The 23,167-nt window shown below is 53.9% G+C and carries 26 protein-coding genes; 10 read left to right on the forward strand and 16 right to left on the reverse strand.

Features of this window, described 5'->3' with window-relative positions; genetic code table 11:
- The coding region (locus tag ACXJJC_RS03760; protein ID WP_456369494.1) for a hypothetical protein at positions 1-190 on the reverse strand (190 nt) is incomplete at its 3' end.
- A gap of 451 nt (positions 191-641) precedes the next feature.
- On the opposite strand from ACXJJC_RS03760, the gene glyS reads away from it, so the two are divergent.
- Positions 642-2,339: a glycine--tRNA ligase gene (glyS, locus tag ACXJJC_RS03765; RefSeq protein ID WP_456369495.1), complete on the forward strand. Its 1,698-nt coding sequence runs from the start codon at positions 642-644 to the stop codon at positions 2,337-2,339.
- 191 nt (positions 2,340-2,530) lie between these two features.
- On the opposite strand, the gene ACXJJC_RS03770 is transcribed toward glyS, so the two are convergent.
- Positions 2,531-2,914 carry an Sjogren's syndrome/scleroderma autoantigen 1 family protein gene (locus ACXJJC_RS03770; RefSeq protein WP_456369496.1) on the reverse strand — a complete coding sequence of 128 codons (384 nt, stop codon included), beginning with the start codon at positions 2,912-2,914 and terminating at the stop codon, positions 2,531-2,533.
- Between the two features lie 50 nt (positions 2,915-2,964).
- On the opposite strand from ACXJJC_RS03770, the gene ACXJJC_RS03775 reads away from it, so the two are divergent.
- The 3 genes from ACXJJC_RS03775 (at position 2,965) to ACXJJC_RS03785 (ending at position 4,702) form a co-directional block, all read left to right on the forward strand.
- Positions 2,965-3,216: a stationary phase-response protein gene (locus ACXJJC_RS03775; RefSeq protein ID WP_456369497.1), complete on the forward strand. Its 252-nt coding sequence runs from the start codon at positions 2,965-2,967 to the stop codon at positions 3,214-3,216.
- A gap of 321 nt (positions 3,217-3,537) precedes the next feature.
- A complete protein-coding gene (locus ACXJJC_RS03780) occupies positions 3,538-3,873 on the forward strand; it encodes a hypothetical protein (protein WP_456369498.1) in 336 nt (111 codons plus the stop codon).
- 292 nt (positions 3,874-4,165) lie between these two features.
- Positions 4,166-4,702 carry a TIGR00267 family protein gene (locus tag ACXJJC_RS03785; RefSeq protein ID WP_456369499.1) on the forward strand — a complete coding sequence of 179 codons (537 nt, stop codon included), beginning with the start codon at positions 4,166-4,168 and terminating at the stop codon, positions 4,700-4,702.
- 2 nt (positions 4,703-4,704) lie between these two features.
- On the opposite strand, the gene ACXJJC_RS03790 is transcribed toward ACXJJC_RS03785, so the two are convergent.
- From ACXJJC_RS03790 to ACXJJC_RS03800, 3 genes are all read right to left on the reverse strand, one after another.
- A complete protein-coding gene (locus ACXJJC_RS03790; protein ID WP_456369500.1) occupies positions 4,705-5,004 on the reverse strand; it encodes an ATP-binding protein in 300 nt (99 codons plus the stop codon).
- Complete coding sequence (locus ACXJJC_RS03795) at positions 5,005-5,409, reverse strand: hypothetical protein (RefSeq protein WP_456369501.1); 405 nt, start codon at positions 5,407-5,409, stop codon at positions 5,005-5,007.
- 142 nt (positions 5,410-5,551) lie between these two features.
- Positions 5,552-5,947 carry a YkgJ family cysteine cluster protein gene (locus tag ACXJJC_RS03800; protein WP_456369502.1) on the reverse strand — a complete coding sequence of 132 codons (396 nt, stop codon included), beginning with the start codon at positions 5,945-5,947 and terminating at the stop codon, positions 5,552-5,554.
- A gap of 51 nt (positions 5,948-5,998) precedes the next feature.
- Here ACXJJC_RS03800 and ACXJJC_RS03805 point away from each other — a divergent pair, with 51 nt between their 5' ends.
- A complete protein-coding gene (locus tag ACXJJC_RS03805) occupies positions 5,999-7,267 on the forward strand; it encodes a 3-isopropylmalate dehydratase large subunit (RefSeq protein ID WP_456369503.1) in 1,269 nt (422 codons plus the stop codon).
- A gap of 64 nt (positions 7,268-7,331) precedes the next feature.
- Entirely contained in the window at positions 7,332-7,835 is a 504-nt protein-coding gene (gene fae, locus ACXJJC_RS03810; RefSeq protein WP_456369504.1) for a formaldehyde-activating enzyme, read from the forward strand.
- A gap of 34 nt (positions 7,836-7,869) precedes the next feature.
- Here the strand turns inward: fae and ACXJJC_RS03815 are convergent, their stop codons facing one another.
- Positions 7,870-8,184 carry a hypothetical protein gene (locus ACXJJC_RS03815; protein ID WP_456369505.1) on the reverse strand — a complete coding sequence of 105 codons (315 nt, stop codon included), beginning with the start codon at positions 8,182-8,184 and terminating at the stop codon, positions 7,870-7,872.
- Between the two features lie 115 nt (positions 8,185-8,299).
- Between ACXJJC_RS03815 and ACXJJC_RS03820 the strand changes: the two genes are divergently transcribed.
- From ACXJJC_RS03820 to ACXJJC_RS03835, 4 genes are read left to right on the forward strand one after another with little or no spacing between them, the layout of a single operon-like run.
- Positions 8,300-8,689, forward strand: a complete 390-nt coding sequence (locus tag ACXJJC_RS03820; RefSeq protein WP_456369506.1) for a PspC domain-containing protein — start codon at positions 8,300-8,302, stop codon at positions 8,687-8,689.
- A 38-nt stretch (positions 8,690-8,727) separates the two neighbouring features.
- Positions 8,728-9,990, forward strand: a complete 1,263-nt coding sequence (locus tag ACXJJC_RS03825; protein WP_456369507.1) for a COG1361 family protein — start codon at positions 8,728-8,730, stop codon at positions 9,988-9,990.
- Positions 9,987-10,673, forward strand: coding sequence for an ABC transporter ATP-binding protein (locus ACXJJC_RS03830; protein ID WP_456369508.1), 687 nt, complete (start codon positions 9,987-9,989; stop codon positions 10,671-10,673). Before ACXJJC_RS03825 ends, ACXJJC_RS03830 begins: the two co-directional genes overlap by 4 nt.
- The gene (locus tag ACXJJC_RS03835) at positions 10,651-11,766 is read left to right on the forward strand and encodes an ABC transporter permease (RefSeq protein ID WP_456369509.1); all 1,116 of its coding nucleotides are present in this window, start codon (positions 10,651-10,653) and stop codon (positions 11,764-11,766) included. Before ACXJJC_RS03830 ends, ACXJJC_RS03835 begins: the two co-directional genes overlap by 23 nt.
- A 1-nt stretch (position 11,767) precedes the next feature.
- Here the strand turns inward: ACXJJC_RS03835 and ACXJJC_RS03840 are convergent, their stop codons facing one another.
- The 10 genes from ACXJJC_RS03840 to polC all read right to left on the reverse strand — a co-directional run bounded on the left by ACXJJC_RS03840 (position 11,768) and on the right by polC (position 23,029).
- The gene (locus ACXJJC_RS03840; RefSeq protein WP_456369510.1) at positions 11,768-12,619 is read right to left on the reverse strand and encodes a shikimate kinase; all 852 of its coding nucleotides are present in this window, start codon (positions 12,617-12,619) and stop codon (positions 11,768-11,770) included.
- The gene (gene cofH, locus ACXJJC_RS03845) at positions 12,609-13,631 is read right to left on the reverse strand and encodes a 5-amino-6-(D-ribitylamino)uracil--L-tyrosine 4-hydroxyphenyl transferase CofH (protein ID WP_456369511.1); all 1,023 of its coding nucleotides are present in this window, start codon (positions 13,629-13,631) and stop codon (positions 12,609-12,611) included. Before cofH ends, ACXJJC_RS03840 begins: the two co-directional genes overlap by 11 nt.
- Positions 13,625-14,590 (reverse strand): 7,8-didemethyl-8-hydroxy-5-deazariboflavin synthase subunit CofG, encoded by a 966-nt coding sequence (gene cofG / locus ACXJJC_RS03850; RefSeq protein WP_456369512.1) that lies wholly within the window; start codon positions 14,588-14,590, stop codon positions 13,625-13,627. Before cofG ends, cofH begins: the two co-directional genes overlap by 7 nt.
- Before the next feature lie 25 nt (positions 14,591-14,615).
- Positions 14,616-15,584 (reverse strand): DUF1464 family protein, encoded by a 969-nt coding sequence (locus tag ACXJJC_RS03855; protein WP_456369513.1) that lies wholly within the window; start codon positions 15,582-15,584, stop codon positions 14,616-14,618.
- Positions 15,578-16,720, reverse strand: a complete 1,143-nt coding sequence (locus tag ACXJJC_RS03860) for an RNA ligase (RefSeq protein WP_456369514.1) — start codon at positions 16,718-16,720, stop codon at positions 15,578-15,580. Before ACXJJC_RS03860 ends, ACXJJC_RS03855 begins: the two co-directional genes overlap by 7 nt.
- A 1-nt stretch (position 16,721) precedes the next feature.
- The gene (locus tag ACXJJC_RS03865; protein WP_456369515.1) at positions 16,722-17,600 is read right to left on the reverse strand and encodes a CBS domain-containing protein; all 879 of its coding nucleotides are present in this window, start codon (positions 17,598-17,600) and stop codon (positions 16,722-16,724) included.
- 9 nt (positions 17,601-17,609) lie between these two features.
- Entirely contained in the window at positions 17,610-18,137 is a 528-nt protein-coding gene (locus tag ACXJJC_RS03870) for a CBS domain-containing protein (protein ID WP_456369519.1), read from the reverse strand.
- A gap of 113 nt (positions 18,138-18,250) precedes the next feature.
- Positions 18,251-18,703, reverse strand: coding sequence for a COG2426 family protein (locus ACXJJC_RS03875; protein ID WP_456369516.1), 453 nt, complete (start codon positions 18,701-18,703; stop codon positions 18,251-18,253).
- Complete coding sequence (locus ACXJJC_RS03880; RefSeq protein WP_456369517.1) at positions 18,690-19,562, reverse strand: ketopantoate reductase family protein; 873 nt, start codon at positions 19,560-19,562, stop codon at positions 18,690-18,692. Before ACXJJC_RS03880 ends, ACXJJC_RS03875 begins: the two co-directional genes overlap by 14 nt.
- 2 nt (positions 19,563-19,564) lie before the next feature.
- Positions 19,565-23,029, reverse strand: coding sequence for a DNA polymerase II large subunit (polC, locus tag ACXJJC_RS03885; RefSeq protein WP_456369518.1), 3,465 nt, complete (start codon positions 23,027-23,029; stop codon positions 19,565-19,567).
- Positions 23,030-23,167: the final 138 nt, after the last annotated feature.

The raw sequence follows: 23,167 nt of genomic DNA on the forward strand, positions 1-23,167 counted from the left end.
AAAGAGATCCGGCTTTGATAATGTGCCACTTAGACTTGGCTTGCAGACCCGAAGAAATCTTAACATTAACGGTCGGAGACTTCGTAAGAGATGCTTGGGGAATAAGAGTTGAACTCCTTTCAATCCCTTCAAGGTCTGATTTTAACAGAAGTTTTAACCTCTCCTGAATTACCCTCTTGCCCTCCAACACCTCCGGTAATATTCCCTCAGATTCATTTAAAAAGCTTTCTTCCCGCTTCTTTCGTTTAAATACTGCAGCGAACCTCCGGTGATGCGAGTTATTTATAACGTCGTGCGACTTTTATCCTGAGGGTTATTTTTGGATTGTGGATTTTTTATGAGCTTTTTACTGAATTTAAGGAAATCTGTCAGGGAGAAGTGAGAGAATAAAAATAAACTGGCTTTATTTCTGGAAAGAAAGAAGTGAAAATTAAAAGTTTATGCTATAAAAACCGCTGATAATAAGATGTGCGACTGCATCTGAGTGTCCCGTTTTGGCAGAATGAGAAGTAAATCGCGCAAAATTCAAAACAGCCTGACACCACGGGGAATCAGGAAAATACCAGCATCAAACCTGCAAAACCACTTAGCGCTGCAGAATCATGAAAATCTTTAAATCTTACACAGGGCAAGTAAAGCCCATGAGCCAGATTATGGAAATGCTCGTCAGAAGGGGATTTATCTGGCAGTCATTTGAGATTTACGGAGGTATGGCCGGTTTCATCGATTACGCTCCTCTCGGAAACGGACTCAGGAGGAAAATAGAGAACCTCTGGAGGGACTTTTTTGTCGTGAACGAGCGGAGCGTGGAAATAGACACACCGACAATAGGAATCGAGGAAGTGTTCATCGCCTCAGGGCATGCGGGAGGGTTTACGGACGTTGCCATCGAGTGCTCGGAGTGTGGAAGAGTTTTCAGGGCGGACCACTACGTCAAGGAGAAGCTCAATCTCGAGGTGGATCCGACAATTGACGCTGTGAAGGCGGTTGTAGACGAGTTCGACCTGAGGTGCGAGTGCGGAGGAAGGTTCAAAGAGCCGGAACACTTCAACCTGATGTTCGAAACGAAGATAGGTCCTGGAAGGGGAAAGAAGGGTTACCTCCGCCCTGAAACGGCGCAGGGGATATTCATCGCCTTCAAAAGGCTTTCAGACTACTTCAGGCACAAGCTGCCTTTCGGCGTGGCGCAAATAGGGAGAGCGTACAGAAACGAGATAAGTCCGAGACAGGGAGTCATAAGGCTCAGAGAGTTCAACCAAGCAGAACTCGAGTTTTTCTGTCACCCGGGACAAAAGAAGCATCCTGACTTTCACAGATACGCTGACGATGTCGTAACTCTCGTGGACAAGTTCGACAAGGAGCACAGGATAACGCTCAGGGAGGCAGTCGAGAGAGGAATCATAGCTCACGAGCTTCTCGCGTACTTTGTCGGGAAGACGAGGAGATTCCTCCTTGCTGCGGGTATAGACGAAAGGAGGCTCAGGTTCAGACAGCACAAGGACGACGAGAGGGCACACTATGCCGTTGACTGCTGGGACGCCGAAGTCCTGCTGAGCTACGGGTGGATAGAGGTCGTGGGAATAGCTGATAGAGGTGACTACGACCTATCGAGACATTCAAAGTACAGCAAGGAGGATCTGAGCGTTTTTATCCCGTATGAAGAGCCTGTGAAAGTCAGGAAAAAGAAGGTGGTTGCAAATCTCGCCAAGCTGGGGCCGGTGTTCAAGGACAGGGCCAAGAAGATTGCGGAAGAGCTCTCGAAGCTCGACTCTGTGGGAGAAGAGGTTACGGTTGTTGTTGACGGTGAGGAGATAACGGTAACATCGGAGTTCTTCGAGATCAGGGAGGTTGAAGAGGAGATACACGGAGAAAAGGTCATTCCACACGTTATAGAACCGTCGTTTGGTCTCGACAGGATAACCTACGCCGTCCTCGAGCACGCGTTTGACGTCGATCACGTGGATGGAGAGGAGAGGAAGGTGCTGAGACTGAAAAGGTACCTCGCTCCAGTGCAGGTGGCAGTTCTTCCGCTGCTTTCAAGAGAGAAGTTCATTGAGGAGGCTGAGAGAATAGCAGGGGAGCTCAGAGAGCATGGTATATACACGGAACTCGATACTGCGGGGAGTATTGGAAGGAGGTACAGGCGGTATGACGAGATAGGCACCCCGTTCTGCATAACTGTCGATCATCAGACCTTTGAGGACGGGACGGTCACAATCAGGGACAGGGACACCACATCGCAGGTAAGAGTTCCGGCACGGAACGTCGCCGGCGTGATAAAAGAGCTTTTGTTCTCGGAAAGAGACATAAAGGAGTTTGGAGAGGTTTTCAGACCATAGCTACTACCTGTTTTTCACAAATTTTTGAGTCTCCCGTAAGCCCCTTGTTTCCTGTGGAGCGGTATCACCCTTCACCGCGAGGATATGGGTACTTCCACCATGCCATGCTCCGAGAAACATAAGGGCCATGCACCTATTACCAGCTCTATCCGGACCCATCGCTCTTCTCACATCTCTGAACGGGATGTAACTCACTCCCTCAGCATCCTGTAGATTTCGGCGAGCTCTCTCATGACGCTCACAATCTCTTTTATTTCCGGAACACTGTCAGAGCTGAGAGCTCTCCTGCCAAGCTTTTCGAGCAGTTCCGACACCAAGGATTCGACCCCCATCACTTCCTGTGGGCGTCGCTCCTCCAGATCCTGCTGTACGCCACCGCCGTCCTCATCGAGTGGAACGATCCTTCTGACGTTTTTCTCCTCGACTACTTTGAAATTCTTCCTGCAGTGGGGGCAGAATATCCTCTCATCCTGCTGGAAAACGGGGAGCATGCAGTCGGGACAGTGATAACTGAGCATTTTTGCTCCTTTCAGGAGAAGCTCGACAGCTTCCGAAATTTTTTTATCTTCAGCCATGTCAGAAACTATGACTTCCTGTATTTAATTCTGTTCAGGAGGTGATATATTTGACAGAGGCTTTAGATGAGGTGCTCGAAACTCTCGACAGAATTATACACGACGACACTGTGCCGAGAAACGTCAGGAGAACGGCCGGTGAGATAAAGGAGGACCTTCTCGCCGGTGGTGATATCGCCCTCAAGGCGGCGAGTGCGATATCTGTTCTCGAAGAACTCTCTTCAGACCCGAACCTGCCCATGCATGTCAGAACGATGATATGGAACCTTGTAAGCAATCTCGAGAGACTTTCCGTTCAGTAATTTTACTTTTAATTTGACGCGAACTGGCTTAAACTCACTGCCTTGCAAAGCTGCGGTCCATTTTTCAAGTGTTGCGCAGGTTTGGCTGTGGCACACCAATGTGCACACCCGTGCGTCGCGTTTCCTGCCTGCGTGTACAGGTTTCTGCTGTCTCACCTGCAGCCATGCAACACAACTTAAGACAAGATAACCTCGCAGTAATTCGGGGCGTGAAGTCTCTCAAGGAGATCGCGAAGAAGCTGAAAAATCTCCGAGAGAAACAAAGTACTGATTGAGGTTAAAGCCCTCGGCATAGCAATCTACACCCAGACTTGCTCAGTAATGAGAAGAACTGCAGAAATTCTCTTAGAGACACATCCCTCCACACACAGCGCGGTCCACGGCCGGGTAAAGAAGTTCGAGGAGAAAGCTACCAGCTACAGCAGAAGGAAACAGAGGAACGTAACTGCAGTGGACGGGTATGTCTTTAAAGAGAACAGGAAGCGATATCACGTTCCTGCGGCGATGGATGTTGACAGAAGCGAAACAATTCTCGCGAGGGTCCACACAACGAGAGGTTATCAGATCGCGGGGTCGTTAATCGAGAAAGTGCCTGCACGCTGTGAGAACAGACCAAAACTCGTTATTGATGGAGTCCTATGGTTAAAAAAGCCTTAAAAGCCTGAATTTTGAGTTCGAGCGTCAAAAACCCTTCGGGAAGGAGAGTTTGCTTAGATCTGTGTCTTCTTCTCTAAAGTGGGGGTTGGGGTACTCCTCTGCTCGGTTACTGCCAGTTGTCATGTTAGAAAACGGAACATGCTTTGCAGGCTCTTTATGCTCTGCTGCAATCGGTTGATGCGGCATCTGTGCTGGGTGCACAGGCCCTACTTTCGCGGTTTCATACTGTATCTGAGGGAGGTGTGCCCTTGGAAAGGGAAAGTTTTAATCTTTCACCGGACAGAGAGCAGTTGTGGAGCGACAGTTCGTGAGGGGATTTATTGACGGTGCGCTCTCGGTGCTGGGGGTAGTAATAGGCGCATCAGCGGGAAATCTGGACGTCATAATTTCGGCTGGAATTGGCGGAGGTGTGGCCAACGGGATATCGAACATATTTGGTGCCTTCACCGCAGAGAGGGTGGAGGAGGAGAAGGAGTTCCGAAAAATAGAGAGGTCCATGCTCGTCGAGCTGAGGGACACCGAGCTGTACAGGGAAGTGCGGAGAAGGGTAATGGTGAGGGGTCTTGTCGACGGGATTTCGACAATATTCGGAAGCGTGGTTCCGGTCTTTCCATTCGTTCTCGCTTACTTTCTTGGAATGTCCATTCGCACTGCGCTTATCCTGTCGGTGTCCCTTACCGCGATCTCGCTCGGACTGATCGGGCTCTACTACGGAAGAGTTTCGAGGGAGAATCTTGTCATATCATGCGCGAAAATGGTTCTGATGGGACTCTTCACGGCCCTGATCTCAGTCGGGATTGAGAGGGGGGTCCACATTTTCGTCAAGTGAGGTCACTTCTCCTGAAGCTCTGCCGGTCTGTAGTGTTTGTACAGCTTTTCGATAAAGTCGTCGAAGTCGATTCTCTCGAGTATGCTCCAGTCGAACGGCTCCGCCTCTCTCTCCTCAATGTAGAGGGAGTTGGTCGGGCACACGGCTATGCACGATCCGAAACCGTCGCACAGCCTTTCGTCCACGAGCGTTAACTTTCCATCTTCAATCCTGAGGGCTCCTGTCGGGCACGACTCGACGCACCTTCCACATGCGATGCACGTATCGTGGTTAACCGCGATTATCATCCTCCTCGTCTTCATTCAGAACCCCCTGTGGGCTCTTTTTTCCGCTTCTATCATCCTCTCGTCAACGACGCCCCTGTACTCCTCCACCTCTCCGGTAACCCTGACTATGAACCTCCTGACGGTCTTATCTCCCTTCTCTCTCTCCACCATCATGTGAAGTGCCTGACAGCACGGCACCTCCATTGTGTACACGTCAATCTCGTCGAAATCTCCCTCCTCCATCAGCAACCTGATCTTCTCGTACGTCCTTTTCGGATCCTCGAGCATCGGACATCCTATCAGGACAGGGGTTTTACCGAATTCGCTGGCTATTTCCTTGTCCACGAGGATCGAGCAGTCTGAGGCGATGATTATTCTGTCGCTCTTCATGAACTCGGCCTTGGGGTGGGCGAGCAGTATCTTCACCGGCCACTGTCTCATGTGTGCAGTTCTCCGTCGATCTGCATATAGATTCTCCCTAAGTTCTTAGGTGCTCCACAGGAAACGGTGGGGTGGGTGGGCTCGCGCACATCACAGGATCCAAGGTCTGCAGCTGGTTCCACAGGAAATGAAGGGGTGGGGTTCAAGACTCGATCTGCCTTAGAACTCTTGAAATGACGATCTCAATTTTCTCACCGGTTCCAAGCCCCCTGCACTTGGGATCGACGAAAACGTGTATGACTCTCCCGTTAAACTCGAACACTGATTCCTCACCTCCTTCTTCCCTGAAGTAGAATGGATACTTCCTGCAGGCCACTGGCCTGAACCTGTAGGTCCTGCACCTGTCTTTTCTGAAGACGCAGCGGCCGTCCTTCTTTCTCAGATAGACGCCAATTTTTCCGTACCAGAAAACGTTTCCAAATCTCTTCAGCCTTTTTTCGTCCTCATGTCCAAGCGAAACGTCGTACTCACTGCAGCAAAAGCCACAGTGAACGCACCTCCAGCGCTCATACCTTCTGTATGGTATGAGCTCGATCACGGTGTTCAATATGCCGATAGGGTTAAAAATACTCCCTCCCGTTCTGGGTTCATGGGTAAAACCATTGCCGAGAAGATCTTTTCCAGGGCTGCGGAGAAAGACGTTAAGGCCGGAGAGTATGTTTTCGCCAAAATCGACAGGGCAATGATTCACGACATAACCGGACCCCTCGCTGTGAAGGCCTTCAGGGAGATAGCGGGTGAGGATGGAAGGGTCTGGGACAGCAGCAGGATAATAATCGCCTTCGACCATCAGGTTCCGGCTGACAGCGTAATAGCGGCTGAGAACCACAAGTTCCTCAGAAGGTTTGCCCGGGAGCAGGGAATACTGAATTACGATGTTTACGAGGGGATAGCACATCAGGTGATGGTGGAGAAGGGACATGTGCTTCCCGGAATGGTTGTTGTTGGTGCAGACAGCCACACATGCATGTACGGCGCTCTTGGAGCATTCGCAACGGGTATAGGTTCGACAGACATGGGTGCCGTATTCGCTCTCGGCAAGCTGTGGTTCAGGGTCCCCGAAACAATCAGGTTCGAGATTGAGGGTAAGCTTCCAGACAGGGTGTACAGCAAGGACGTGATTCTGAAGATAATTGGAATTGTCGGTTCGGACGGTGCAAATTACAGGGCGGCAGAGTTTGCCGGCTCAACGATCAGGGAGATGGACATGTCACAGCGCTTTACCATGACGAACATGGCGATAGAGATGGGCGCAAAGACGGGAATAATCGAGCCTGACAGGGAGACCGAGAGGTATCTCAGGAGGGCAGGAGTTGAGGAGAGCCTTGACGACTGGGAGTGGCTCAGGAGCGATGAAGACGCCCACTACCACAGGAGAATACAGCTCGACGTGAGCGATCTGGAACCTCAGGTGGCAGTTCCCCACAAGGTGGACAATGTCGTTCCGGTGAGTGAGGTTGAGGGAACGAAAGCTGACCAGGTCTTCATAGGCTCGTGCACGAACGGCAGGTACGAGGACCTGAAAATTGCTGCAGAAATCCTGAAGGGAGAGAAAGTGGCTAACGGGACGAGGCTGATAGTGATCCCTGCTTCAAGGGCGGAGTATGTGAAGGCCCTCAGAGACGGGCTCATAGACGTGTTCGTCGAGGCAGGGGCAATAGTCGAGTTTCCGAGCTGCGGGCCCTGCATGGGCGGGAGCTTCGGGCTGATTGCGAGCGGCGAGGTGAGCGTCTCTACATCCAACAGGAACTTCATTGGCAGGCAGGGAAGTCCTGAGGGCAGGGTTTACCTCGTCTCTCCTGCCACGGCAGCAGCGACTGCAATTTACGGAGAGATAACCGATCCGAGAAAGATCTGAGTTTGGTTTTCTTCATTTTCTCCTGATGAGAAGGAATTTATATGTGGTCGGCCCACATACACTTATGAGCCACCACGATGTTTTGATGGCCGGCGAGGCCCTCGTTGGGGAGGGGAATGAGGTAGCGCACGTGGACGTTCTTGTCGGGAGGAGGGATGGACCGGTTGGCTACGCGTTTGCAATGGCCCTTGGTGCACCCTCAGCAGGGCATGGGGGATTGACAGCAATAATCGCCCCGAACCTTGCCGTCAAACCTCCAACGGTCATAGTTCCGACAGTCACGATCAAGAACATGAAGCAGGGAGAGATGATATTCGGGCCCGCCCAGAAGGCGGTCGCGGATGCAGTTGCAGATGCGGTGAAGGAGGGCATAATCCCCAAGGACAAGGTTCACGAGTGGTGCATAGTCGCGAACGTGTTTATCCATCCCGCTGCCGAGGACAAGAAGAAGGTCTACCAGTACAACTACGAGGCGACCAAGCTTGCCATTGAAAGGGCTGTGAAGGGGCAGCCAACCGTTGACGAAATCGAAGAGAAGAGAGGCGGAGCGGTTCACCCGTTCGCGTAGCCTTTCCGGGTTTTCTTATTTTTCCCTGCTTCTCTCAAAAAACGCCCCTCATTATCCTGCCGAGGTCAACTATCAGGCACCGGCCGAGCTCCTCGTACCTCTGCTCGAGAGCGCTTCTGAGCTTCCCTCCCGTGAACTGGCCGAGGAAGAAGGAAGCGACGAAGAACGGTATGTGGGTGAGGGAAACTCCTGTAAGAAACCTTGTCAGGAAGACGATCGGTACGGGAGAGTGAACAGCAAGGAACCACTCCTTGGAGAGTTTCCTCGTAACCTTTCTCCAGTAACCGAAGGGAAGGTTGACCAAGAACGTTACGAGGAGTGCGACACCCTCTACGAGATAGCTCACCATACCCTTTTGTATTTCGAAACTTCTTGTAAAGCTTTCGCTCTCATGTGAACCTTGTCAGGAATTAGGCCATGCCAGATCTCACAACCTTTAACTACTTTCACGGCCGGAATTGCTCATGGAAAGACTCTTCAGGAGCAGGTCGGACAGGGTCATAGCCGGCGTGTGTGGTGGCCTTGCGAGGTATTTTGGGGTAGATGCAACCCTCATAAGGCTGATATTCGTCGTTGGAGCCCTCCTCAAGGGGATCACGATACTAATCTACATAATCCTCGCCCTCATCATCCCGGAAGAGCCCAAGGATGGCGAGGAAGATGAGAGGCCTGCGGTGGAGCCTGAGAGTGGTGGTGGGACGAGGAGAAAGCTCCTCGCGTACCTGCTTATACTGTTCGGCGCCTTCGTTTTCATGGAGGATCTGTTCCCGTTCTGGCTCAGCGACGAGCAGATCTTCGCCGCGATACTGATCCTCATAGGAGTCTGGATCCTGAGGGGCTCTGGCAGGGAGTAGTCGAAAGTGTTATATGCACCCTCCAAGTTCTTCGCTTCATGAAAAAACTTTTTTTCCCATTGATCGGATCGCTCCTCCTCCTGCAACTGGCAAGCGCACAGGTGACACTCGACTACGAAGTGGGGCTCAGCAAAATCCTGCCCGGAGACGAGGTTGACTGCTACCTCGTGATCACGAACCCCAACCCTCATTCAGAGACGATTCGCAGCGTCGTGTTCTACTCTGACCTTGTAACTCCCAGAATCATCACGGACATTGGAGTGCTTCCCGTAAAAACGTCATACCGGCTCCCTTTTACGTTTAAAGCTGAAGAGCCGGGGAAGTACGTGGTTAAGGTCAGGGTCAGGACGTACAACGGCTCGATAACATACTACATGCCCTTCACCGTCTCCTCCTCTTACCCCGTCCTGACTGTTGAGAACCCTGAGGTAACGCTTGGTGAGAAGAACGTGCTGAGGGTCAGGGTGGAGTGGCCGGAGAACGTCACCGTCAGGCCGCAGTTCAACGCAACACCATCTGAAGCGTACGGAAGGGCGTTCGAGTTCGTTTACTACCCGAAGAAGATAGAGGATCTGAGGTTCGAGGTTGAGTTCAGTAACGGAGAGAACGTTCACAGGATCGTCAGGGCGGTGAACGTGACGTGGAACGGGATGAAGGATGTGGTCATGAACGTTACGGTAAACCGTAACGCTTACGAGAACGAGGCAATCAAAGTCTCCGTCGGGGTGGCCAACCTCAGAAACACCCCGGCTTACGCCGTCACGGTGAATGTAGGGGGCTCTGAAAAGAAGATTCCTGTGCTTAACCCGGGAGAGGCGTGGAAGTTCGACTTTAACGTGATGGCGACCCGAATTCTCAGGGTGGAACTCAGCTACCTTGACGAGGTGGGGATAAAGCACATCATTTCGGAGAGCTGGGAGATAGGCATCATAAACGCGAGTGCGGTTCAGCTGTGCAGCTACGAGTTCGACAAGGGCATGCTCACCGGTGAGGTGTGCAACTTCGGCTCGACCGAGGTCAAGAACGTTGTCGTGAGCTTTGAGGGCAGGAAGTACTTCGTGGGGACGATAATGCCGGAGGACTACGAGGTCTTCTCGATAAAGGGCAACTCGAGCAACGGCACCCTCACAATCTCGTGGAAGGCAGCATCTGGTGACGTCCTCAGCATCTCGGAGGAGATTGAAGGGGAGAGGGTTACCGTGAAAGCAGCAGCGGAGGGTGGAAGCGAGATTCTGATAGCCTCGGGGGTAATAGCTGTTGCGATCGTGGCGATTGCGATTTACGCTCTGAGAAGAAGATGACGGTCGTGGTCTTTGATAACGTCAGCAAGGTTTACCGGACGAAGTACTACGAGGTGAGGGCATTAGACCGGATAAACCTCGAGGTGGAGAAAGGGGAGTTCCTCGCTGTGATGGGCCCCTCCGGGAGCGGCAAGTCCACGATGCTTAACCTGATCGGCTGTCTGGACAAGCCCACGGAGGGCGAGATCTACATAAACGGGGTAGCTGTCTCGGGGCTTAGCGACAACGAGCTCACAGACCTCAGGAGGGAGACGATCGGATTCATATTCCAGCAGTTCAACCTGATCCCTACCCTCTCCGCGGAGGAGAACATTGAGCTGCCCATGATCTTCCGGGGAATTCCTGCTGCGGATAGGAAGAGGAAAGCCGAGAAGCTGCTGAGGCTCGTGGGGCTTGAGGATGTGGCCGACAGAAAGCCTTTCGAGATGTCGGGCGGGCAGCAGCAGAGGGTCGCGATCGCGAGAGCTCTTGCCAACGATCCTGAGATTCTGCTCTGCGACGAGCCAACGGGAAACCTCGACTCGAAGACGGGGAGGCAGATAATGGAGATCTTGCGAAAGCTGAACGAGGAGGGAGTTACGATAATACTCGTCACCCACGACGAGTCCCTTAGGAGTTATGCCGACAGGGTTGTCAGGCTTAGGGACGGGAGGATAGTGGATGTATCTTCAGCTGGCAGTTAGGAACCTCGGAAGGGCGAGGGTGAGGAGCGCCCTCGCGGTAATCGGAATAATCATAGGGGTTACGGCAATAACGTCCATAGGAATTTTCGGAGAAAACCTGAAGAAGAGTGTGATGGAGGGATTCGGGGACATAGCCAACGAGGTAATCCTGATCCCGAACGCGAAGGAGGGGTACTCGTCAGTCGATGAGAAGGTGGTCGAGACCGTCAGAAAGTCGCCCTTCGTTGCCGAAATAATTCCCATCAAGACGAGCTCCGAGGAAATAGTCTTCCGCGGTGAAAGGCGTATCTCGACGGTTTATGGCCTTGAAGAAAGCGCGGTAAAGAGCATGTTCAGTGCTGAGTCTGGGGCAATCTCCCTCAAGGCTGGCAGGTGCGTCGTTGGATCATCGCTGGCAGAGGAGCTCGGGGTGAAGGTGGGGAGCAAAATCGTCGTGGGTGGAGTGCTTTACAGGGTGTCGGCAATTCTCGAGAGGGAGGGAGCGAGGTTCGACATAAACCCGAATTACGCCGTGATAGTTCCCGCAAAGTCCCATCCGGGCGAGTACTCCATGGTGATTGTGAAGCTCGAAAGTCTGGACGACATCGAACCGTTCAAAAAGTTCATATCCTCCACCGTTAACCTGAAGGACGAAAAGGTGGAGATTTTCGAAATGAAGTCGATTCTTGAGCGGGTTGATGAGGTGTTCGACCAGATAAACATGTTCCTCATGGCAATTGCCGGGATATCCCTGCTTGTTGCGGGCGTGAGCATCCTGAACATAATGCTGATGTCCACAATTGAGAGGACGAAGGAGATTGGAATAATGCGGGCAATCGGGGCGAAGAGGTCGGCCATACTGAGGATCTTCCTTCTCGAGGCAACAATCCTGGGCGTTGCCGGCAGCGTAACTGGGGCGGTTCTGAGCATAGCGGGCGGGTACCTCATAACCAAGCTGATAGTCGGCAGCGTGAGTGCGATGCTCACAGTAACAACCGCCCTTTTCGCGCTTGAGGGTTTCTTCTTTGGCGTGTTCACGGCCGTGATAAGCGGACTCTACCCCGCATGGAGGGCTGCGAACCTCGAGCCGATAGAGGCGCTGAGGTACGAGTAGCTTATGTGCTGTAGTACGTGAATAGGGACTCGGGGATAACAACGTCCTCCGCCGGAACGCTGACGAGCCTTCTTTTCACAACCTTTCCGAAGCTTTCCCAGATCTCCTCGACCTCTTTCAGCTCCTCTCCAAACGCCACGTAACTTGGACCGTTACCCGAAAGCCCTGCGTTTACGCTAAGGTGCTGAACGGACGTTACGGGTTCAATGGGCAGACCCAGCTTTGTGCAGTAGTGCAGCGAGTTGAGGTACATTGCAGCTTTCAGCTCTCCCCGCATGGCCAGCCTGAACGCCCTCTCCACGTTCTCCCTCTCACGTCTTATGTCTCCGAGCCTGACCTCTCCCCTCCTCCACTCCGGCAGGAGAATCAGGACTTCCCCTTCAAGGGCCTCTCTCCTGTAGAGCTTCATCCTGGAGTTGTCGGAGAAAACGAGCCCTCCGAGGAGTGATGCTGAAGCGTCGTCGAAGGCTCCGGTGTAGCTCATTCCGCTCTCGAGACTGAGCCTTGCGTTTGCTCTCAGCATCCTCTCCGCGTCGAGCTCGAGTCCCATCACCTTCATCGATGCTGCGATGAGGACGTTCATGAACGCGCTGCTGCTGCCGAGGCCGCTCCCTCTCGGTATCTCACTCTCTACCTCGAAGATCCCACCCTCGATTCCGGAGTTTCTCATCAGCTTCTCCGCTATCGCGTTTCTCTCCAGCCTTTCCTCCTGCAAGATGTAGAATCCTCTCAGCCCCTCCTCTTCCCTGAATGTCACCCTCGTTCTCAGGTCTATCCCAAATGCCACCCCCTTCAGGGTTGCCAGGGCATTTACAACGGTTCCCGCTGCGTAGCTGCAGGCCTTAACCGTCATATGTCCTCCTGATGTTGTAAAGCGTGTCCCTCTCGGCAGGAATTCTGCCAGCGGAGGAAATCATCTCCCTGAGCTCCTCGACAGTCATGAACTCTCCGCTTGTCGCTCCGGCGGACTTAGATATGTTCTCCTCCATCAGCGTGCCACCAACGTCGTTCGCTCCGGTGAACAGCGACGCCTGAGCGAGCTTTCTCCCCATCTTGACCCACGAGGCCTGCACGTTCTCTATGAGCGGGTAAAGCACTATTCTGGCGATCGCTATGACGAGGAGGTCCTCAAAGCCACCCGGGGACCTCGCAACCTTTCCGAGCCTGTTGTTCCTGTCCATGAAAGGCAGGGGTATGAACTCGGTAAATCCTTCTGTCTCCTCCTGAATCTGCCTTATCAGGTTGAGGTGCTCTATCCTGTCCTCCCAGCTCTCCACGTGGCCGTACATCATCGTCGCCGTGGTGGGGATTCCGAGGTCGTGTGCGGTGGTTATTACCTCCACCCATTCAGAGGTGCTCAGCTTGTCCGGACAGATCACCCTTCTGACCCTGTCCACGAGTATCTCTGCTGCTGTGCCGGGCATCGAGTTCAATCCCTCCCTCTTAAGCTCTCTGAGAACGTCCTCGACATCCACCCCGTCGTTTCTGCTTGCGTGCAGGACCTCCATGGGCGAGAACGCGTGGATGTGTATGTCCTTCGAAACCTCCCTGACGGCCCTGAGGATTTTCACGTAGTCCTCGACGCCTGCACCGGGGAACAGCCCTCCCTGGATTGTCAGTTCAGTGCATCCGTACTCCACTGCCTCCCTTACCTTGCTCTTTATCTCCTCCCCACTCAGAAAGAACCTTTTTCTGTTCCTGTACGAGCAGAAGAGGCAGGAGTTGACGCACATGTCCGTGAAGTTTATGTTCCTGTTCACGACGAACGTGACGATGTTCCCCTTGACCTCCTCCCTCAGCCTGTCGGCTACCTCCATTGCCCTGTACGGGTTCCTCACCAGCTCTCTAAACTCGGACTTCAGCATCTGTATCCCTCTTCATCCGAGTAGGCCTCGATCAGGGGAGCGAGCTCATCGCTGTACCACCCCTCCACAACAAACCTCGGATGGATCGGCAGCCTCTCCCTAAGCTCGTGTCTTCCGTTTAAACTCCTTTCGATTTTTTCCAGTGCTGGCCAGGGATGCTCCGGGTTTATGTAGTCCGGCGTGACCTCCGAAATTCCACCTATGTCGTTCGCTCCCGCATCTATGAAGGGCGTTATGTCGTCTACGAGATTGGGCGGGATCTGCACGGCAACATCCTCGGGCAGAACCTCCCTTGCGTATCTCACGACCTCGATCATCTCCTCGATGCCCGGCTGGGGCCAGCCCTCCATCTTCGTCCCCTTCTTTGGCGAGAAGTTCTGCACGATCACCTCCTGTATGTGACCGTAGTTGTCCGCGAGGTCCGCTATGACCTCGAGCGAGTACAGCCGGTCCTCCCTGCTCTCCCCTATACCTATGAGGATGCCCGTCGTGAACGGAATTTCAAGTTTTCCGGCGGTCCTTATAACCCGGATCCTCTCTTCCGGCCTCTTTCCCGGGCTATCCACGTGACACTCGAGCTCCACCGCCTGTTCCAGCATCAGGCCCATGCTGGCGTTCCATCTGCCGAGCAGCCTCATCTCTCTCCTGCTGATCACTCCGGCATTCGTGTGGGGAAGCAGACCGTACCTCACGGCGAGTTTGTTCAAAGAAACGACGTAGTCGGTAAAGTCTTCAAAACCCCTCTCTCTGAGCCAACTCCTGATGTGGAAAAACTCGTCAGCTCTCTCTCCAAAAGTGAAAAGCGCTTCGGTGGAATTTTTCGCCATGGAAAAGAGGTGCTCGACCTCCTTCGGGTCCATTACACTGCCGTCATCTCTCCTGAACCCGCAGTAGTGACACCTGTTTCTGCACACCCTGGTGAGCGGGATGAACACGTTTCGGGAGTAGGTTACGATCACGGAGAGAACTCTCCTCAACCAATAGTTAAAAATTGTGATCTATCCTCAGCATTTTCCTGACGTCCGGTGTTATGTGGTCGAGAACCGTTCCGCGTGCCTCCCTGAGTTTAAGCACGTCCACTACCTCTTTTCCGTCTCTGCCTGCATATCCACTCGCAATTATGGCAGCGCCAATCGCGGAGATCTTCCCCTTCTCGTCGCTCAGCTCGACGACCTGGAACTCCTCCTCAACCCTGCCTCTCACGCGCTTTGCGAACCGCCCGGAGAGGTAAACCACGTCCGGAGACACGACCGCCGTAAGGGCCTTTATCCCCTTCATCACCCACTCCGCAAATGCACTCCAGTCGAAGTCCTCGCCTCTTGCGCTGAAGTAGCTTTTGAGCCCGCCCCTGAACAGCAACCCCTTGTCAACTTTCTCCAGCAGGTAGGCGAGCTCTCCGTCTATGGCAGACATGCTGGAGTACCCTGGAAATCCGGAAGTACCACCGATTCCATCAACTATCCTGCCATTTTCAACGGCTATGAACGCGTTAAAACCGTATCCGAGCTCTGCGAGAATGAACGTCTGGCGAATCCCGTAGCTGTGCAGGACGTATGCGGCGGAGCATACCTTGTCGTATGTGCCCATGTCAATTCTGTTCACCTTCCTGTATCCGGGGACTGTCGGTAGGTGAATGACCGCCGGAATGGTGAAGACCTCGAGCCTTCTTCTCCTGACCTCTTCGATTACTTTCCTCATTCCGAGAGATTGCCCCTTATCGAAGTTGAGGGTCATCAGGCTGAATTCCCTTTTCGATATTTCGTACAGTCTCTTCACAGGGAGTCCGTATCCGGAGAGTCCAGCTCCGGTGTCAAACTCAAGGGATTCGAGGAACTCCACGAAACCTGATGGGTCCTCTCTGACTTCCGAAGAGCTGAACTCGTAATGCCTGCTCTCCTCAAGCACGTACACGCCGTAGCTCCCCGTACCGGCATCTATTCCAACGCTCACCACGGGTTACCCTCCAGGTGGTTCCTGATCTTGTCGGTGGTGCTCCTCATTATCCTCTCGATCCAGATCACCACCTCTCCCCCCTCCTTCCTCATGTCGGCCACCTCGAAGTCGACGCTCATGTTTCTCATGTGCTCTAAGAACAGGTGCATGACCTCGAAATCCCTGAACCTCAGCCTGACCCTCTCGGTTACAGTCTTTCCACCTGCAACCTCGCGTATGCTCTCCACCATTGGCTCGAGTATCGCCATTCCGAGCCTCAGGCACCTCTCCCTGAACTCCTCCTCGCTCTCGTTGAACTCGAAGCTCTGGAACCCCTCCCTGACGATCCTCGAGAACATGAAGTCCTTGCCGTAGTCGTTGAAGTACCTGAACGCGTACCTCAAATCCCCTGCGTTGGTCTCGGAGGTGGTGTACTTCAGCGGCTCGAGCCTCATCTCCGGATCCTTCATCACAACTCCCTCTCTTCCTTCTCTGCCGAGCCGCTCGATTATTTCCATGACCTCCTCGTGGGCACTCCTAACATCGAAAACCCCGAAGAGCTGTGCGTACTTCAGCCCGTACTCCTCGCAAAGCCTGATCTTCTCCTCCACGCTCAGGGGCGCGTTGGTCCTCTCCTCCCTTACGTCGAAGACGAAGAAGTCGAGCCGATCTATTCCGTAAATCCGTTTGGGGACGAACGGGGACTCCTCTCCGACCGCCTCACAGCACAGGACGAGGTTTGGATTGTCCCTGAAGAAGTCCGGATTTATCAGCTCTCTCGCCTTCTCGGTGGTGTAGGGGCAGATGTACCCCCTCCTGGTCATGGCGTAGAGGTTTTTCCCGAACCTCGCTATTCTGACGTTGTATCCGTTCATCTTCTCCTCGACCGCGACCTCTTTCTCGAAGTGTCTCCTTATTGTGGGGTAAAGAGTCAGGGCCCTCCGTATCTTCGGAAAGCCCCTAACGACTCTAGTACCGTTTACGGTCTTTGCCACAACGGTTCCTTCCTCTATCTCGCCGAACTTTCTGTCGAACCTGAGGGCCTCAATAACGTCAGAAAAGAAGGGGTGTGGGATAAAAGCACGCCTCAGTATGTTCTTCTCCTCGAGCTTCTTTCCGGCGTGCCTCGAAAGTCCGAGTGCCTCGGAGACAAACATGTCAGCACTTTACCGTGCATAGAAACTTCATCAGATCTCTCTCTGTTATTATTCCCTCGAGCGTGTCCTTAACGACAAGCGCGGCAGCCTGATTCTTCTCTATCATCTTCCTGACGACATCTGTAATGCTATCCTCGGGGTGGACGACCAGGGGCTCCCTGTACTTGAGCACCTTCTCGTTGTTCAGGATCGTCGTTACGGGCTGGGACAGAACGTCGCTCGCATCACCTGTTACGAGCTTCTTGAACGCCTCTCCGGAGAAGTAGTGCACGAGGGTTGATGAGGTGAGGAGGCCCAGCAGAATCCCGTCCTTGACCACCGGCAACCTCCTGAACCTCTTGCTCACCATCAGCCTTATGGCATCCTCTATACTCGTCTCAGGCTCTGCGGTGATCACACCCCTCGTCATGAAGTCCTTGACCCTTCCATCGTACCTCGCCCTTGATGCGAGGAAGACCATTATGTCCCTCTCGGTAATTATCCCCACAACCGATTCGTCATCATCCACTATCGGCGCACCACCGACGTTGTGCTCGAGCATGAGCTCCAAGGCGTCTTCCCATGAGCTGGTGTAGTGAACGCTCATGACGTTCTTCTCCATTATCTCCCTCACTTCCTCGTTTACGGCGGCGATTAAATTGCCCATGTACTTCTCTCGAACGAGCCTGTGCCTGTCCCCTCCACCGAGAAAGTCCAGGATGTCCATGCTCGTGACAATGCCCTCGAGCCTCTTAGTTCCCGCATCGGCAACAGGCACCCTCCTGAAGCTGTACCTGACCATCGTTTTCATGGACGTCATTATGGTCGACGTCGGGGGGATCGTGATAACGTTGGTTGAGGCGAGATCCATAACAGTGCCGTATCTGCTGTTCCTGACCATGCGATCACCTTAAATGGTCTCGTAGCAGTCCTCGCAGACCTTCATCCCGTCTGCATCCATCAGTTCCGCCATCCTCCCGCACTTCTCGCACTTGCCTATCTCAACGTCTTCTCTTACGTAGGTCTCCTCCCTTATCAGACCCATGTACTCTCCGAGGTCGATTGAGTAGGACAGGAGGTCCGTGTCGGTGACAATTCCGACGAGAGCGTCGCCGTTCACCACCGGAAGCCTCCGTATGCCCTTCCTGAGCATGATCCTACCCGCCTCTCTCGCGCTAGTTTCTGGCGTTACAGTGATGAGCGGGTAGTTCATGACCTCCTCGACCGTCACCTCTGCCGGCACCCTGTTCCTCGAGACGACCTTCACTATGATGTCCCTTTCAGTCACTATCCCGACAGGCCTGGAGTTCTCGACCACCACAACGCTCCCAACGCCGTATTCTATCATCTTTCTCGAAGCGTTGAGGACACTGTCTTCTTTGGAGACCGTGCAGACTTCTCGCGTCATTATTTCCTTGACTGGAATGTCTGCTGTCATTTTTATCACCACTCGACATATATGCTATGGCGTCAGGTTTTAAAGCTTTTTGCAGCCTCTCTATCGCCCTTTTCACCCCGGAAAAGGCCGTTTGTATTGAATTGCAATAATTTTTAACTGAAAATAATGAACTTAATCCCGTATGCCGTTGAGAGCACGATCGTGCCGGCGATCATTATCCCCAGGAGGATGAACAGCATGGCTTTTCTACCTTCAAGGCCGAGGAGAAACGCTATCAGGCTGCCGGTCCACGCTCCAGTGACTGGCAGGGGGATGGCCACGAAGAGGGCGAGTCCCGGGTATCCGTACTTCTCCACGGCTCTCTTCCTCCTGCTCGCCAGACCGAGGGCGTACTCGTAGACCTTGCCGGCTATGGGGATCCTCCTTATGATCCCCTCGACCCTGTGGAGGGCGAAGAGGATGAAGGGCACCGGCAGAAAGTTCCCGATTACGGAGATCACGTACGCTTCGGCCGGAGGGAGGCCTTTGATCGCCGCATAAGGTATGGCCCCCCTCAGCTCCGATACCGGGAGCATTGAGATTACCAGAACGTCAATCCACTCCAAGCTCAATCCCCCTAACGAGCCTCACCATGACCTCGTTGTACGTGGCGTCAATCCCGAGCTCTCTCGCCTTCCTCACGAACGCCCCGTTTATGAAGTCTATCTCTGTCCTCTTTCCCTTCTCGATATCCTGGAGCATGGATGAGCGGTTCATGGCAGTCCTCACCGCAACATCCCTCGCAACGCTCTCAACGTCGACGTCGTAGCCCATCCTGACCATGACCTCCCTGCATTCCCTCGCTATTCTCCTCGCAACCTCCCAGAGCTCCGGTACCTCGACTATCTTCCCGTTCCTCACCCTGCACACCGCCGTGATCGGGTTGATCACGGCGTTTATGCACGCCTTCTCCCATATCCTGCGCTCTATGTCTTCAACAACCTCTACGTTAACTCCTGCCTCCCTGAGAACGAGTTCAAACTCCTCGGCGCCACTTCCCCTGAAGTCTCCGAGGAGCGTCGCCCCCTCTCCTGCGTACACGACGTGTCCTGGCTCCCTCAGGTTGGCTCCGTATGTCGTCACGCCTCCAACCACGTTTTCAAAGTGTCGCGCGAGAATCTCCTCGTTGCCCACCCCGTTCTGCAGGCTGCAGATCGCCCTGAACCTCGTCCCCTCCAGCTGCCTCGCGGCATTCTCTGTGTCGTATGCCTTGACGGTCAGGAACACCAGGTCGGAGTCAACGGGTCTGTCGAGAGCGGCGACGTCGAGGTGCTCATCCATGAGCCCGGACACGGTCAGCCCCCTGCTCTGTAAAGCCTTCAGCTGCTCCCCCCTCGCCACAAAAACCACGTCGAACCCTGCTTTAAGCAGGAACGCACCGAACAGGCTTCCGAGGGCGCCGGCACCCATTATCTGGATCCTCATGATCAGAAGAACTCGTCTATCTTTATCTGCCTTTTCAGTTCGCTCTCGAAGAGGGACAGTGTCTCAACCTCAATCAGCTTAATCCTCTGCCTCGTGTAGTTGCTCACGTTGTACGTTTCGGCGAGCTCCTTGGAGAGGTTCAGGTACTTGGTTATCGAACCCTCATGAACTGTGAGCGTCAGCGACCCTCCACACCTCCTGCACTTGCCCGACAGGGGAATTCTGCGGTACTTCTCGTTGCAGTTGACACACCTGAACTCCTGCCTCGAAAATGCTCTCAGGTTTCCTATGATGTCCGGCAGGAAGTGGGAGGTTATCACCCTCTCGGCAACATCGTGCTCGTCCACAGCCCGGATCTTCCTCGCGAGCTCCATCTGGTGCTTCACCTTGTCCTGCATGGACTTGAGCGTCTTGTAGGCGCTGCTCTTGACACCCAGGGCAATGTTTTCCGTGTCGTGGGTGAATCTGAGCCCGAAGTACTTCCTCTCGTCTCCGAGCCTGTCCTCGACCCTTTCGATTACGCCAACGAACTCCTTTGGATGGGCACACCTCAGCGTCCCCTCGTAGAACTCCAGCGGGTACCTCTCGCAGACGTCCATGTTGTGCACCTCCCCGTCAACCTCCTTCGGGTCGAGGATGACCGTGAGAACGAGGGGGGCATCCATCTGCCCTCCCCTCTTGTCCGGCAGGAACTCCCTCGAGAAGTTGAGCAGCCCGTCCATCAGGAGCATAACGCAGTCCTCGTCTCCGTCACAGTTTCTTCGCTTTGCAGCGTGGAAGTAGGGGTGGGCGTAGCCACCGTTAACATCTGCAAAGCCTAGGATCCTCCCGAGAACTCCTGCAGACGTGTGGGGCGCGAGACCAATCACGAGCTGCCCGATCAGGTCTTCGGGCTTTTCAGCGTTGTAGAACGGTTCGAGCCCGTAGAACTTAACGAGGAGCTCATCTATGAACCTGCTAACCCTCAGCAGGTACTCTCCGGCCGCCCTGGAGAGTATCACGTCCTGCGGCTTCAGCTCCACTATCTGGTTCTCGTCCCTCAGCTCCCTGCCCTGGTAGTCCACCTCGTACCCCAGCTCCCTCAGCTTCTCCACACTCACGCCAATCTCCGATGGCCTGAAGTGGGTTATGGGGATGTCCGTCATGTCGTACCTTATCGTTCCATCCTTGAACACGTACACCTTATTCTTCGCCCTCAGTATGCCCTTCTCAATGCGTTCCGCGAACTTCTTCTTTGATGTGAGGCCTATGACGCCCTTCAGCGCCCCGTTTGGATCCCTCTCGCCCAGGTTCTCGAGGGCCTTCAGGTACAGCTCCCTCACGTTCACAGTCCACCTCTTGTGCGCGGAAGTCTCGCCACCGCACCTCTCGCAGACCTCGCCGGTCCTTATCCCGCACCTCGGACAGATGTAGAGCTGCTCGGTCAGCTCTCCGCACTCGCACTTCAGGTAGAAGCTCTCCTTCCCGCACCTCCTGCAGATCCTCACCGGCAGATCAACCTCTATCTCTCCCTTGGTCGCGTTGTAGCTCTTGGTGTACTCCACGGCCTTCTTCAGGTCTCTCGTCTTTCCCCCAGCCTCTCCGAGAGGGAAGAGCATGTGGGGGGCGGGAGACATCATCCTCTCCTTGGACTTTTCCGGTCTCCCCATCCTCGCGCCAATTCTCGAGGGGGCTTTGGCTCTTACGTCAAGGCCGGAAACGTTTCTCACGAACTCGAGTCCATCCTGGCTCTCTCCGTCGTCTCTTACAACCTTCAGGTCCTCGTTAAGGCCGAGGCATCGCACGAGAACCCTCCACCTCTCCACGACTATCTGGCCGTCCCTGACCTTGTGCTCCACGAGCAGACTCTCGAGTACTTCCTTCGCCTTCCAGTCCATCTTCATGACGAGCGCGCTCTTTCCATACTTTCCCTCCACCTTGCCCGTCTCGACGATCCTGTCCCTCAGGTACCTGAGCTCGTCGGCCGAAACGTCGTGCCAGAGGTACGTGTGGTCTGGGTGGAGCGGAACGCCGTAGTCGTCGCACAGCTTTAACGCATCTTCCTCGCTCACCTTCCTGTAGTCCCCGTCTGGAATTTTTCCCTGGACCTCCTGTATCCACCACTCGTAGCAGTAGCCCGCGGGAATCAGGGGGTGGTTGTTCTCGAGGAAGTCCCCGAAGTTGATCAGGATCTCGCCCATGTCTATTATCCTGTCAACCATGTCCTTCAGCCTGATGGCTTCCTCGTAGCTGTTTATCCTGACGACATCTCCGTTCCTCAGCCTCACGGTCGGCCCCTCAATGCTGGTAACCGGCACGACGCTGCCGGCCTTTCCCGGCCTCTCAACTTTCAGCTGCGTTCCAATGGCGATGAACTCCCCTGCTATGACCATGGTGGCAGGGTGCAGGCCTATGGTCGCGAAGCCCGAGTTTCTTGCTCTGCCGTACCTGAGCCTGAAGCCCCCCTTCCTCGATGGGTGGCTGAAAACGGGCCTTCCGGCAACGATGTCCGAGAGGTACTTGTCCTTGGGCTTCACAGCCTCCTTCTTCTCACTCTCCTCGTCCTTTTCGCCGCTATCGTCACCTCCCTTGTTGATCAGCCTGTCGAGCCACTCCCAGCCGCTGATCTTCACCTTGTCCACGATCTTCTTCAGCTTTGGCGCCTTGAGTGCGATACCCTCGGCTATGACGAGGGCCATACCTCCTCTGACCCTGTTGGTCTCGACCCTCGGCAGGTTTCTGTATCCTGAAACCTCGGCATCTTCAGTTGGCTCGCCGTCTATGCACACCGGGCAGTTCTCCACTATCAGCCTGATCTCCTCGTCTGAGGGCAGGTACTGCAGGTTGGCCACCTTCTTGTACAGCGGGATCTCCTCGCAGTACCTCAGCACCTCCTCCTCCGTTGGTCTGTACCTGTCTATGTTGAGAATCTGCCTGACGTAATCTGCGACGAGGACTGACATGACCTGCGCAGTCCCTCCAGCGCTCCTTATCGGCCCGGCGTAGTAGATCTTGATGAACTCCCCATCCCTGTCCCTGTAAAGCTTCACCTTGGCGATCCCCTCAATTGGAGCGGCAACAACGCCCTCAGTCTGGATCGCCACAGCGGTTCTTACCGCCTTGTCTATTGCCTCCTCTCTCTCGAACTCTCCAAACTTGCCGGTGACTATGTCCTCGGCAATTTTGAAGCATATCTCGACCCTCGACATCCCCTGTGACTCGTACTCCATTATCTTCTCCGCAATTCCGTCAATTCCCAGAAGCTTCTCAACTCTCTCGGCCATGTTCCTGGCTATCGGAATCTCGACATGCGGTCTGGGATCGAGGCCGAGCCTTCTCGCCCTCTCAGCTATCGCGTAGTGCCTCTCGACCTCCTTAAGAAGGGTTTCGTGGTATCTCCTTATCTCCAGAAGAAATTTCCGCTCATCACTTACATCTTGCCCCTCATCATCAAAAATGTGAAAGAACTTGTCAAGGGTAACTATCATCCTATGTTGATAGATAATGGCTCAATTTAATTCTTGTGATAGTGAAAAGGTTTTGATGTCGCAGGGATGTCTTGGGAAAATCGAAAGATGAATGGTAGAATGGAGATTGTGTTTAGTATCCGTTGAGGTTCAGTATGT

Source organism: Geoglobus sp. (assembly GCF_054018175.1).

Excerpts from the sequence above, each read along its gene's own strand:
- glyS (WP_456369495.1), top strand. The coding sequence starts at position 642 with ATGAGCCAGATTATGGAAATGCTCGTCAGAAGGGGATTTATCTGGCAG.
- ACXJJC_RS03770 (WP_456369496.1), bottom strand. The coding sequence starts at position 2,914 with ATGGCTGAAGATAAAAAAATTTCGGAAGCTGTCGAGCTTCTCCTGAAA.
- ACXJJC_RS03780 (WP_456369498.1), top strand. The coding sequence starts at position 3,538 with ATGAGAAGAACTGCAGAAATTCTCTTAGAGACACATCCCTCCACACAC.
- ACXJJC_RS03790 (WP_456369500.1), bottom strand. The coding sequence starts at position 5,004 with ATGAAGACGAGGAGGATGATAATCGCGGTTAACCACGATACGTGCATC.
- ACXJJC_RS03795 (WP_456369501.1), bottom strand. The coding sequence starts at position 5,409 with ATGAGACAGTGGCCGGTGAAGATACTGCTCGCCCACCCCAAGGCCGAG.
- ACXJJC_RS03805 (WP_456369503.1), top strand. The coding sequence starts at position 5,999 with ATGGGTAAAACCATTGCCGAGAAGATCTTTTCCAGGGCTGCGGAGAAA.
- fae (WP_456369504.1), top strand. The coding sequence starts at position 7,332 with ATGAGCCACCACGATGTTTTGATGGCCGGCGAGGCCCTCGTTGGGGAG.
- ACXJJC_RS03815 (WP_456369505.1), bottom strand. The coding sequence starts at position 8,184 with ATGGTGAGCTATCTCGTAGAGGGTGTCGCACTCCTCGTAACGTTCTTG.
- ACXJJC_RS03820 (WP_456369506.1), top strand. The coding sequence starts at position 8,300 with ATGGAAAGACTCTTCAGGAGCAGGTCGGACAGGGTCATAGCCGGCGTG.
- ACXJJC_RS03825 (WP_456369507.1), top strand. The coding sequence starts at position 8,728 with ATGAAAAAACTTTTTTTCCCATTGATCGGATCGCTCCTCCTCCTGCAA.
- ACXJJC_RS03830 (WP_456369508.1), top strand. The coding sequence starts at position 9,987 with ATGACGGTCGTGGTCTTTGATAACGTCAGCAAGGTTTACCGGACGAAG.
- ACXJJC_RS03835 (WP_456369509.1), top strand. The coding sequence starts at position 10,651 with ATGTATCTTCAGCTGGCAGTTAGGAACCTCGGAAGGGCGAGGGTGAGG.
- ACXJJC_RS03840 (WP_456369510.1), bottom strand. The coding sequence starts at position 12,619 with ATGACGGTTAAGGCCTGCAGCTACGCAGCGGGAACCGTTGTAAATGCC.
- cofH (WP_456369511.1), bottom strand. The coding sequence starts at position 13,631 with ATGCTGAAGTCCGAGTTTAGAGAGCTGGTGAGGAACCCGTACAGGGCA.
- ACXJJC_RS03860 (WP_456369514.1), bottom strand. The coding sequence starts at position 16,720 with ATGTTTGTCTCCGAGGCACTCGGACTTTCGAGGCACGCCGGAAAGAAG.
- ACXJJC_RS03865 (WP_456369515.1), bottom strand. The coding sequence starts at position 17,600 with ATGGTCAGGAACAGCAGATACGGCACTGTTATGGATCTCGCCTCAACC.
- ACXJJC_RS03870 (WP_456369519.1), bottom strand. The coding sequence starts at position 18,137 with ATGACAGCAGACATTCCAGTCAAGGAAATAATGACGCGAGAAGTCTGC.
- ACXJJC_RS03880 (WP_456369517.1), bottom strand. The coding sequence starts at position 19,562 with ATGAGGATCCAGATAATGGGTGCCGGCGCCCTCGGAAGCCTGTTCGGT.
- polC (WP_456369518.1), bottom strand. The coding sequence starts at position 23,029 with ATGATAGTTACCCTTGACAAGTTCTTTCACATTTTTGATGATGAGGGG.